This is a genomic window from Ornithinibacillus liuyingii (genome assembly GCF_055550225.1).
In genome coordinates this window covers 23342-34449 of record NZ_JBPWOS010000020.1, presented here as the reverse complement: position 1 = coordinate 34449, position 11108 = coordinate 23342, and the positions used below count along the sequence as shown (strand labels likewise).

9 protein-coding genes, 12 tRNA genes and 1 pseudogene are annotated in these 11108 nt (G+C 40.1%); 14 read left to right on the top strand and 8 right to left on the bottom strand.

The features are described from left to right. Nucleotides 1-19 precede the first annotated feature (19 nt). From ACSKT4_RS19015 to ACSKT4_RS18960, 12 genes are all read left to right on the top strand, one after another. A tRNA-Val gene (locus ACSKT4_RS19015) sits at nt 20-95 on the top strand. A 34-nt stretch (nt 96-129) separates the two neighbouring features. Next, nucleotides 130-206, top strand: a tRNA-Asp gene (locus tag ACSKT4_RS19010). A 158-nt stretch (nt 207-364) separates the two neighbouring features. Continuing rightward, a tRNA-Thr gene (locus tag ACSKT4_RS19005) sits at nt 365-440 on the top strand. A gap of 164 nt (nt 441-604) precedes the next feature. Beyond that, nucleotides 605-677, top strand: a tRNA-Lys gene (locus tag ACSKT4_RS19000). A 24-nt stretch (nt 678-701) separates the two neighbouring features. Then, nucleotides 702-776, top strand: a tRNA-Gly gene (locus ACSKT4_RS18995). Between the two features lie 7 nt (nt 777-783). Then, nucleotides 784-869 (top strand) — tRNA-Leu (locus ACSKT4_RS18990). A 35-nt stretch (nt 870-904) separates the two neighbouring features. After that, a tRNA-Ala gene (locus tag ACSKT4_RS18985) sits at nt 905-977 on the top strand. Between the two features lie 81 nt (nt 978-1058). Continuing rightward, nucleotides 1059-1151 (top strand) — tRNA-Ser (locus tag ACSKT4_RS18980). A gap of 77 nt (nt 1152-1228) precedes the next feature. Further along, nucleotides 1229-1304: transfer RNA gene (locus ACSKT4_RS18975), tRNA-Phe, on the top strand. Nucleotides 1305-1474: 170 nt separating this feature from the next. After that, nucleotides 1475-1548, top strand: a tRNA-Gly gene (locus ACSKT4_RS18970). 9 nt (nt 1549-1557) lie between these two features. Beyond that, a tRNA-Ile gene (locus ACSKT4_RS18965) sits at nt 1558-1631 on the top strand. 64 nt (nt 1632-1695) lie between these two features. Then, nucleotides 1696-1769, top strand: a tRNA-Arg gene (locus ACSKT4_RS18960). Between the two features lie 300 nt (nt 1770-2069). On the opposite strand, the gene ACSKT4_RS18955 is transcribed toward ACSKT4_RS18960, so the two are convergent. The 4 genes from ACSKT4_RS18955 to ACSKT4_RS18940 all read right to left on the bottom strand — a co-directional run bounded on the left by ACSKT4_RS18955 (nt 2070) and on the right by ACSKT4_RS18940 (nt 4357). Further along, entirely contained in the window at nt 2070-2219 is a 150-nt protein-coding gene (locus tag ACSKT4_RS18955; protein ID WP_186870660.1) for a hypothetical protein, read from the bottom strand. A 124-nt stretch (nt 2220-2343) separates the two neighbouring features. Further along, nucleotides 2344-3048, bottom strand: a complete 705-nt coding sequence (locus ACSKT4_RS18950) for an ABC transporter permease (protein WP_211742516.1) — start codon at nt 3046-3048, stop codon at nt 2344-2346. Next, nucleotides 3041-3751 carry an ABC transporter ATP-binding protein gene (locus tag ACSKT4_RS18945; RefSeq protein ID WP_211742517.1) on the bottom strand — a complete coding sequence of 237 codons (711 nt, stop codon included), beginning with the start codon at nt 3749-3751 and terminating at the stop codon, nt 3041-3043. Before ACSKT4_RS18945 ends, ACSKT4_RS18950 begins: the two co-directional genes overlap by 8 nt. Nucleotides 3752-3820: 69 nt before the next feature. Beyond that, entirely contained in the window at nt 3821-4357 is a 537-nt protein-coding gene (locus ACSKT4_RS18940; protein WP_186870663.1) for a helix-turn-helix transcriptional regulator, read from the bottom strand. A 198-nt stretch (nt 4358-4555) separates the two neighbouring features. On the opposite strand from ACSKT4_RS18940, the gene ACSKT4_RS18935 reads away from it, so the two are divergent. After that, nucleotides 4556-5827 (top strand): hypothetical protein, encoded by a 1272-nt coding sequence (locus ACSKT4_RS18935; protein WP_211742518.1) that lies wholly within the window; start codon nt 4556-4558, stop codon nt 5825-5827. A gap of 90 nt (nt 5828-5917) precedes the next feature. Continuing rightward, nucleotides 5918-6292: pseudogene (locus ACSKT4_RS18930) on the top strand (calcium/proton exchanger); the annotation flags it as partial. Between the two features lie 102 nt (nt 6293-6394). On the opposite strand, the gene aroA reads toward ACSKT4_RS18930, so the two are convergent. Genes aroA through aroC form a run of 4 tightly spaced genes read right to left on the bottom strand, consistent with a single transcriptional unit; the run spans nt 6395 to nt 11106 of the window. Next, nucleotides 6395-7687, bottom strand: a complete 1293-nt coding sequence (aroA, locus tag ACSKT4_RS18925) for a 3-phosphoshikimate 1-carboxyvinyltransferase (RefSeq protein ID WP_186870666.1) — start codon at nt 7685-7687, stop codon at nt 6395-6397. Between the two features lie 11 nt (nt 7688-7698). Beyond that, nucleotides 7699-8802 carry a prephenate dehydrogenase gene (locus ACSKT4_RS18920; RefSeq protein WP_186870667.1) on the bottom strand — a complete coding sequence of 368 codons (1104 nt, stop codon included), beginning with the start codon at nt 8800-8802 and terminating at the stop codon, nt 7699-7701. Between the two features lie 18 nt (nt 8803-8820). Beyond that, complete coding sequence (gene hisC / locus ACSKT4_RS18915; protein WP_186870668.1) at nt 8821-9912, bottom strand: histidinol-phosphate transaminase; 1092 nt, start codon at nt 9910-9912, stop codon at nt 8821-8823. Between the two features lie 21 nt (nt 9913-9933). Next, complete coding sequence (aroC, locus tag ACSKT4_RS18910; RefSeq protein WP_465823755.1) at nt 9934-11106, bottom strand: chorismate synthase; 1173 nt, start codon at nt 11104-11106, stop codon at nt 9934-9936. Between the last annotated feature and the right edge of the window lie 2 nt (nt 11107-11108).

Below are 11108 nucleotides of genomic sequence, written 5' to 3'. Positions count from 1 at the left end.
CCCGTACGGGTCACCATGTGGAGGATTAGCTCAGCTGGGAGAGCACCTGCCTTACAAGCAGGGGGTCGCAGGTTCGAGCCCTGCATCCTCCACCATTAATATAATAAATCATAATTCAAATTTTTTTATGGTCCGGTAGTTCAGTTGGTTAGAATGCCTGCCTGTCACGCAGGAGGTCGCGGGTTCGAGTCCCGTCCGGACCGCCATTACACAATGCCGGCCTAGCTCAATTGGTAGAGCAACGAGCAATACTTCTACCGAATAAGCTACGAGTAACCCCGAAGCATAAACAACCTTGAATATGCTGGAAGATACAGGGGACTATTCGGCAAAAAGAGAAACTTAATAGGCGAATAATTATCATGCCGGCCTAGCTCAATTGGTAGAGCAACTGACTTGTAATCAGTAGGTTGGGGGTTCAAGTCCTCTGGCCGGCACCACTTTTTACTATGAGCCATTAGCTCAGTCGGTAGAGCAACGAGCACCACTTCCGCCGATTAAGCTACGAGTAACCCCGAAGCATACACATCCTAGAATAGGCAAGAAGATGCTGGGGTCCACCTTGAAGAACGCTCAAGTTAACTAAGTATAATTTAAATAACATGAGCCATTAGCTCAGTCGGTAGAGCATCTGACTTTTAATCAGAGGGTCGAAGGTTCGAATCCTTCATGGCTCATCATATCAAATAGTTTTATATCGAGCGGAAGTAGTTCAGTGGTAGAACACCACCTTGCCAAGGTGGGGGTCGCGGGTTCGAATCCCGTCTTCCGCTCCAATATAATGCCGGGGTGGCGGAACTGGCAGACGCACAGGACTTAAAATCCTGCGGTAGGTGACTACCGTACCGGTTCGATTCCGGTCCTCGGCATCATTAACTCTTAACTAATATAATTATTATGATATGGGGCCTTAGCTCAGCTGGGAGAGCGCCTGCCTTGCACGCAGGAGGTCAGCGGTTCGATCCCGCTAGGCTCCACTTTACCATCTGATTTATTACTTCAGTACTAGAACAACAGATTGGTAGATTGTAATTTTAGATGAATTACTACAATTTGATGGAGGTATACCCAAGTCTGGCTGAAGGGATCGGTCTTGAAAACCGACAGGCGGGTCAAACCGCGCGGGGGTTCGAATCCCTCTACCTCCTCCATAAAATATGTTAGATGTTACTATTGAATATGTGTAATCTTGTTCAGATGCTTGAGTAGAGTATAACTTATATTAATTGGCTCGGTAGCTCAGTCGGTAGAGCAACGGACTGAAAATCCGTGTGTCGGCGGTTCGATTCCGTCCCGAGCCACCATTTTAGATTTCGGGATATTGCGGGTGTAGTTTGGTAAAACTCCAGCCACGAGCGATACATCCACCGAATCCACTACGAGTTGCCCCGAGGAATAAACTTCCTTGAATATGCTTGTAGACGCAGGGGCATGACCGTTCGTAAGCTGTTATAATAAACCAATCTAATTTTATGCGGGTGTAGTTTAATGGTAAAACTCCAGCCTTCCAAGCTGATGTCGAGGGTTCGATTCCCTTCACCCGCTCCATTAATTTATGGGCCTGTAGCTCAGCTGGTTAGAGCGCACGCCTGATAAGCGTGAGGTCGGTGGTTCGAGTCCACTCAGGCCCATTAGGCAAGTAAATTGATCGATCAACTTATACAGATTCCATACAATTGCATGTTGATATATTTTGCGCCCTTAGCTCAGCAGGATAGAGCAACAGCCTTCTAAGCTGTGGGTCAGAGGTTCGAATCCTCTAGGGCGCGTTGATAAAGGTACACACTAGGAAGGTCTTGCATATTATGAAGTCCTTCCTTTTCTCTGTGTTTTTATTCAATCTCCTAACATAAGTTCCCTTACTCAATGAATACAATATCCCCAATTATTGAACCTCATCACCATATCTTCATAAATAACACATCTATATAAAAAATCTAACTTTGAGAAGAACCACTCCAACACAAGCAACAACTAAATTCCTCTAATATTCAACCGAGGCTTAGCTATCCATTAGAATAAAAAAAGGGTAAAGAGAGCCTTAATCTCTTTTCCCCCGCTATTTTATTCTATAAGTCAAAGTATTTAAAGTTACGTTCTAGTTTCTTTTTATAACGCTCTAATCTCCGTATCTTTTTAAACGTAAGTAGAGAGCATATTGTAACAGCAATCAGTAACCATTCATGTGCTTCACGATTATTATCAATTATTCTTTCCATCGCAACCTCCTATAGTTCTGATTTATTACTTATTAGTATATAGGAATCAGAGCTTTTTTTAAAACTATATAAGAGTATTCGTTGTGATAAAAGGCGAGCTATGTTTGCATTTCGTAGTTAAAAACTATTGGACTCGAAACGTCATTTTAGAAAGGAAAAGAAAAAGTAATAAAAAAGCGAACAGAATGGCAATTGATAAGAAGTAAATAGAAACATGATTTTCTAAAATGGAGCGATAACCAGATTGTAGCCATTCTACAGGATTAATCCAACTAATCCATTGTACCCACTTAGGAGAATTGTCGAGATTGAAAAACACGCTACTACATAAAAAAAGTGGAATCATGACCAAATTAGTCGTGATACTTAATTGCCCTTCGTTTTTGGGAAAGCTAGAAAGGCAGAATCCAATTAGCGTGAATAAGGCTGAACCGACAAAGAAAAATGGAAGAAATAATAGAATCTGTAATACCGATAAGGTTAAATCAAATATACCATTTTCGATTATCAATAAAATATTTGAAACGGTACAGGCAATAATTGTTTGGCTAATGGTAATGCTGCTAAGATATTTCCATAAAGAGAATGGTGTAATGGTCAATAATTCATAAACCCCACGCTTTCTTTGAGCAAAGATGGCAAAGCTATTCGTTGTACAGCAATAAAAAAAGATACTTAATGTTAAAATGCCGAACAATAAATTGCCATTAACATTGATAGCCAAAAGAGACAAGGTAGTAAATATACCAATTGGTAGAAAAATAGACCAGAATAAGAGATAGTAATCTTTAATATCCTTACTAAGCGAAATTCCAATTATATTAAACATAATATTCCTCCTTTTTCATGAGATGATTAAATAGCTCTTCAAAATCCCCAACGTTGTATTTATTAAGTAATGTTTCAGGTTTTCCTTCTACTAACAATCTTCCTTTTCCCATAATGAAGATGCGGTCAGCCAAATTGCGAACTTCCAACATATCATGAGAAGAAAATAAGACACTTTTCCCTTTCGACTTTAGGTGGCGAATCATGTTTTGTACCTCGCGTTGTCCACTAGGATCTAGACCGGCAGAGGGTTCATCTAAAATAACAAAATCAGGGTCATGTAAGGTTGTAATACTAATGGCTAACCGTTTTTGTTGACCTAAGGAAAGCTTAGAAGCCAATGTGTTCTTTACATCCAATAGATTGTAGTCTCTTAATATTCGTTCCATCTTTTCAGTAGTAATCTTAGATTGATAAAAGGTATTGAAAAGCTTTAAGTTATTTATGACACTTAGGCCTTCAAAAAATGGTGTTGTTTGTAACTGAGCCCCTACCTTTTGGTTAAAGTCTTTTGTCCATCTCGTGATTCTTCCACTATCTGGTTTGCTGATACCTAATAGCATTCGAATCGTAGTCGTTTTCCCGGACCCATTGGCCCCGAGTAATGCAACGACTTCATTTGCGTGAATTGAAAAATTCAATCCACTGATTACTTTTCTACCTTTAAAGCTCTTTTCAACATTGATAAATTTGATCAATTCCATACACATTCTCCTTTGTATATTCAACTTTGACTATGTGGGTAAAAATCAAAGCCATTGCTAGTGGCTTTGTTATTTCTGCTTTATGATGGAAATAGTAGCTTCGATAAGCCGAAGCTGTGATTCAATCATTTCAAACATATGCTCAAATACAATACGAGTTAATGGGGGAATTTCACCCTGTAGAGCTTTTTCTTTTGCTTTTAAACCTGTTTTTACAGCTTGTGATTCAAGCAATAATTTTTCTTTATTCTTAGTTAAGTGATCAATTGCTTCTTCTTTAGGTAGTTGATCAGCCAATGATATTCCGGAATATAAATCAGTCGGATAATAGACCTTGGCGTTTCCAAGGCATTCTAGTGCTAACTCTCTTTGAAATGCTTCACCACTTGCGGTGATTTTATAAATAGCCTTTTGCCGATGTCCATTGCTTTCGATACTGGCTATTTCAATGTATCCCTCTTTTTCAAGCTTTTTAAGAGCATTGTAGATGGAACCGGGCAAAACACCAGCCCATCTTGGGGAATCGTTTAGTTCAAGCATAGATTTAATTTCATAACCAGACATTGGCTGGATACTAAGCATAGCTAATACTAATAATTTTGTCACAGTAATACTCCTTTGATTATTCAACGTTGAATATATAAGTAAATATAATAGGTAATGGCTGGATTGTCAATAGGTAAGTAATAAAGTGGTGTAAGTCAGGGAGAAGAAGTATAGAGAGGAATATGCAATGTTCTTTTTCAATTATATTAAGTTAAATGCTAGAATGTATTTAACAATCATTAAATATGAGGGTGGAAAATGAGAAAATTAATGAAATATAGATTCATCGTTATCATCGCACTAGTTGTTATCTTAGCTGGATGTACAACAAAGGAATCAGGAAATAATGATGATTTATCCAAAGAAGATTTAGATACGGAGCCGGAAGAATATATTCCGAGTGAAACAGATGTGGTATTTAAGCATAATGCTTTACGAAATGTAGAGCTACTGGAAGAATTTATTGAAACTGCTGGTGGAAACGGAGAAGACAATGAAAGCAATATTAGAATCATAAAGTATGAGCCACAAGGAGCTCTTATTTACGATTTACAATCAAGATATGATGATAATGCCAATCAATCTTGGATTGAGGTTAAACCAGATCTAAGCTATTTCAATACATCGGAAGTGCCTGTACAGGACGTGTTTTATAATGCTCCAGAGCAATGTTGGTATATGTCAAAGGATACAGAAAAAGGGTATTACAAATTTCATGAATGTAGGACACATTGGGAATATTACTTGTTTCCAATCGTTAGCAATACCTTATCGTATGAGGAGCTAATAAATCCCGTTGAGGAAGAGAAATATGAAATCATGAACGGGAAATATTATGATTTGGAAGATATTACGCTTGAGCTATTCACATCAAAAAGAGATGCTGAAAAATGGAAAGAATATGATGAAAAGGACAAGCTAGATAAGCGGGATAATTTAACATCGGATAATGCGTTAAACTTGATTGCAGGAAATGTAGATCTAACCAACATTTTAGGAAATGAAGTACTTGTTACGTCTTGTGAGGATGGATTATGTGACATATACTCGGAGCAATCACACTTATTAAGGGGATTTGTTGTTCCAGAGATTAGAATAAACAAGTATTCAGCAAGGGAGGATTCCGAAAACGAACCAGAATATGAAGTGAATATAGATAAAGAAATATTCTGGGGAAAGATTAAACGACAACTAGAAAGTCTTCTGGCTGAATCTGAAGAGCTTATTATTATGTATGAGAATGGTGTCTATAAAGAAGGTAATCAAGATGATGCTAAGTTGTTATACAATAAAGTTAATGGAAGGGTAAATATTCTAAGACATACTTTGCCTCCTGATGTTAAAGAAACAGTAGCTGAATATTATCAAATCTTGATGGCTACAGAATATTTATTTAATAGTCTTTACCAGGCACAAAGTTATATTGAACGAGGGCAAGAAAAGGATTTAAGGGTGTTGGTAAAGGAGGAAATTATCCCATTAAGGGAGGAACTACAGGTGGTGTGGGACGCAGTGAACATTCCTAGGTAAACATTCGTTATTAAATCAAGTAATCAGTAAAAATGAATCGCCTTGTTATCTAAAAATAATACTTCTCGAGTGCGGATAATCTAACGTGGGACATTCGACATTGTTGGAGAATCATTTGGGTGGTTTGAATTATTTATTGGTATTATCATGGTAGCGATTGTTAGGAAGGCTGCAGAACATGCTTCCACGTAAGTAATAGCAAATTAAAATAACATGGATGTAGCCGTAGAAATTGCGATAGGATATACACTACAAGTCGAAATGTTTGTTTTACCTGTCCTTGTGCTACTATCGCTACTATTTCCTACATTCATGCCACTTGTATTTACCTGGCCAGAATTAATTAGTATGGTAAAGCGGTACTTAACAATTGTAATAACCAATGATGGTGATATAAATTGGTTTGAAGGAGCTATTTTACTCCCTGCTTATTTGGTTATGGGCATTGGGGTGTATTTTTTATAGAAGATGAATGGAGAAAGGGACTTTAGTCTCCTTTCTATAAGGAAAGGAGCTTTGCCCCATTCTATATTAACCCGTATGGATTCATAGCAGGAGGGACAGAGTTTAGTGTCCCGCTAGTTCACTTAGACTCCCAAAAAACCCAGGATAAGAAACATCTATCGCCTCACTGTTTTCCAGGATAGTCTCTCCCTCTGCAATCGTACTGGCAATTGCTAACATCATTCCAATTCGGTGATCCCCGTGGCTATTTACAATGGCACCTTTCAGTTTAGTGTTACCATGAATGATCATGCCATCTTCTGTTGTTTCAATATGTGCTCCCATCTTACTCAGTTCTTGTGCTACGATGTCAATGCGATTTGTTTCCTTTACCTTGAGTTCTGCGGCATCTTTAATGACAGTGGTTCCTTCTGCTTGTGTAGCAGCTAGGGCGATAATCGGAATTTCATCAATTAGTCTAGGGATAATTTCTCCGCCGATTTCTACTCCGTGTAGGGAGGAGGCTTTCACTTGTATGTCTGCGTATGGCTCCATTGCTTCTTCGTTTTGATTTAAAGTAGTTAAGGTGGCACCCATGTTCAACAGGACATCGATGATTCCAGTTCGGGTAGGATTGATTCCGACATGGTGTAAGGTAATCTGACTTTGAGGAACAATGGCTCCAGCCACTAAAAAGAATGCAGCAGATGAGATATCACCTGGGACTTCGATGCTAGTCGCAGTTAAGTGTTGTTTCCCCTCAATCGATACGTTATTTCCTGACCTGTTTATGGATACTCCGAATGCATGCAGCATTCTTTCCGTATGATCACGTGTACGTTCGGGTTCGATAACGGTTGTCGTTCCGTCCGCTAATAATCCAGCTAGTAATATGGCGGATTTTACTTGGGCACTGGCGACTGGTAATTCATATTGAATCCCATGTAAATTTTGTCCTCGTACGGTTAGTGGTGTATACATTCCACCTTGTCTACCGTCAATATTTGCTCCCATTAAACGTAGTGGGTCGACTATTCGCTTCATCGGTCTTTTGGCAATGGATGCATCCCCTTGGATACAGGAATAAAATCCAAGTCCTGCAAGAATTCCGGACAGAAGTCGAATGGTAGTACCAGAGTTTCCGACATCGAGTACTTCCTTCGGTTCCTGTAGGTGTTCGATTCCGAGCCCGTTAATTTCTACTTGGGTTCCATTCTGGACAATATCAACACCTAGTTGTCTAAAACAGGAAATCGTATTTAAGCAGTCTTCACCAGGAAGGAAGCCTGTTACACTTGTTTTACCCTTCGCTAATGCGCCAAACATAATCGCTCTATGGGAGATGGATTTATCTCCTGGTATATGAATAGTTCCAGAAAGACCGTGTTCCAATTTGCTTAATTTTTTTCTTGTCATGTTTATCCTCCTTAGGCCGTTTCATAGGTTTTATAGTTATGATAGGTTAGGAGCGTTTGTGCTTTACTGCGGTCGTCATGCTTTGAAAAGTTAATTTGTAAAACACCAAGCAGTCCCTTTCTATTTTCCATAATGTGCAGGTTCGTAATGCTTATCCCATGCTCAGCAAGTAATGTCGTGACTTTTGCAATGGCTCCAGGGACATCAAGGACATCAACATATAAATCATAATACGCAGGGATGGCGCCTTTAGAACGAACTGGAAGAGAATCACGGTATTCCTTTGCATCTGCAAAGAAGTGAGAAATGGCTAGGTCATCGCCTCTTTCTAACACTTGCTGGAACTTCTCGATTTCCTCTGTCCACTTGTTTAATAATCTTAATAAATTGCTGCGATTATGAAATACAATATCCTTCCACATCTGTGGATTACTGGATGCGATTCGTGTAATATCTCGAAAACCTCCAGCGGCTAGCATTTTAATCAGAGGGTTTCTTTCATCCTCTTTTCTGGCGAGATTAACCAAACCAGATGCAATAATATGTGGTAGGTGGCTGATAACGCCGGTAACATAGTCATGTTCTTCTGTGTCTACTACTAGGAATTTTGCATTCGTTCCACGGAGCCATTGCTTTAGCTCATCTACTCGAGTGAGAGAATGGTTATAAGGGGTGAGAACGTAATAGGCATTTTCGAATAGGTGATCCTTAGCGCTTTCTACCCCGGATTTATGTGAGCCTGCCATCGGATGTCCGCCGATGAAGGTTACGTTGGTATCATGCCATAGCTGTTCTGCAAGTTTCATTATGCCAATCTTCGTACTACCAGTATCGGTTATGATGACATCATTCTTTAATTCGATCTGTGACAATTGCTTCATTACTTTCTCCATTTGTAAAACAGGAGTAGACAGGATGATGACGTCCGCTATTTCTGCACCTTCACGTAGAGAAGTAGCTTCTTCGTCAATTACATGTAGCGACTTAGCTGTAGTTAGTTCATTAGTATTTACATCATAACCATAGATTCGTGCTTCTGGATGCTGTTTTTTTATTGCAAGGGCTAAAGATCCACCAATTAGCCCTAGTCCTACAATTAATATTTTACCATGCATGCCAATACCTCCTGTTGTTTATGGCCTAACTTTTTCGGTAATTAGTTCTTGTAATGCATTTCTTACCTTCTCGTTTTGCTCTTTTTTGCCAATGGTGATGCGGACGGAGGTTGGAAATCCTAATGATTTCCCAGAACGTACAATAAGTCCTTTGGTTAATAAATATTCCGCCACTTCATCAGCATCTCGTTTTACGTTAATTAAGATGAAATTCCCTTGTGAAGGAAAGTAAGGTAGACTATGTTCCTCGCAAAAGCCATAATACTGTTGTAACTCAGCTGTATTATGCGCTCGGCAAGATTGTACGAAATCCTGGTCTGAGAGAGCGGTTGTTGCTGCAAGTTGACCTAAGACGTTTGTGTTGAACGGAAGACGTACAGGCTCTAAGCACTGAATAGTAGTGCTAGTGGAAATACCGTATCCAATCCGAAAGCTTGCAAGACCGTAAATCTTAGAAAAAGTTCGCATGATAATCAAGTTCGAAAATTGTTGTGTAAGTGAAAGGGAGTTAGATGACTCGGTCACATATTCCTGATATGCTTCATCGAGGACAACTAAAACATCGCTTGGAACCTGTATTAAAAATCGGCGAATTTCTTCTTCCGGGATATATGTCCCAGTTGGGTTATTCGGATTACACAGCCACACAATTGCGGTTTGATCATCCATTTTAGTGAGCATCGTATTCAAATCATGGAATCCATTGACTAGCTCCACTTCACGTACTTCGGCACCTTCAATAATAGCGGCATGCTTATACTGTGGAAAGGTGCAAGCAGCCATCACCGTATTCTTTCCAGGCTCTAGCATGGCACGTGAAATGATTTGAATTAATTCATCGGTACCGTTCGTAATGAGGAGTTGATTTTCCTCTACATGTAAATGGGAGGCTAGTGTCGTTTTTAAGTTCGCTGCGCTTCCATCTGGGTAAAAGGTATAGGATGAATCCCCATTTAGTAATGCTTGATCGACACTTGGTGAATAGCCATACGGGTTTTCATTGGAAGCTAGTTTGATGATTTCTTCAAGGTGGTACTGTTTTTTCACCGATTCAATGGACTTACCGGGTTGATATGCGCGTAACGGTAGAATTTGCTTTTTCCATTTCATGACGAGTCCTCCTAAGGTAGGTTAAAATGTTTTGGCATAGTTCCGCTGTTCTGCCACAGCTTGTTTTAATGCATCCATACGATCACTAGTAAATTGCTCGGTAATAGCTGCAGCAAGTTCCCAGGCCACTACTGCTTCGGCAACAACACTTGCGGCAGGAACAGCACAGCTATCAGATCGTTCAATACTTGCTGTAAACGGTTCTTTTGTCTCGATATCAACACTTTGAAGCGGCTTGTATAAGGTAGGGATTGGCTTCATAACGCCTCTGACAACAATAGGCATTCCAGTCGACATTCCACCTTCAAAACCACCTAATCGATTCGTGTTTCGAACATAGCCGGTTTCTTCATTCCAAAGAATTTCATCATGCACCTGACTGCCAGGCTTTCTAGCCATCTCAAATCCTAAACCAAATTCTACCCCTTTAAATGCGTTGATACTGACAATGGCTGCTGCTAGCTTGGAATCGAGCTTCCGGTCGTAATGTACATAGCTGCCAACCCCTGGTGGCATTCCTTCGACTACTATTTCTATGACTCCCCCGATGGAATCCCCATTTTTCTTTGCTACATCAATTGCTTTCATCATTTGCTGTTCTTTAGTTTGATCAAAACAGCGCACTGGGGAAATCTCTGTGCGTTGCTTCAAATCGGTAATATCATGGAAATCCCGATCTTTTGCTTGGATTCCGCCGATTTCAATGACATGGGCTGTTATGTCGATGCCAAGGAGATAGAGGAGCTTTTTCGCAACGGCTCCTGCTGCGACTCGAACCGTAGTTTCACGGGCAGATGAGCGTTCTAGTACATTACGCATGTCGCGATGACCATATTTAATCCCGCCAACTAGATCCGCATGGCCTGGGCGAGGGCGAGTGACTTTACGTCTAATGCCACTTGCCTCTTCTTCTTCAATGAGTTCGATTCCCATTACGTCCGTCCAGTGTTTCCAGTCGTTATTCTCCACGACTAGTGCAAGGGGGGAGCCGAGTGTATATCCATGCCGAACTCCACCTGCAATTGTCACCTGATCTTTTTCAATTTGCATTCTTTTTCCACGGCCATAGCCTTTTTGTCGATTTGCTAGCTCACGGTTAATATCACTGGCAGTTAGCTCCATTCCGGCAGGTAGCCCTTCAATAATGGTAGTTAGCTGTGGTCCGTGAGATTCTCCTGCTGTTAAAAATCGCATAT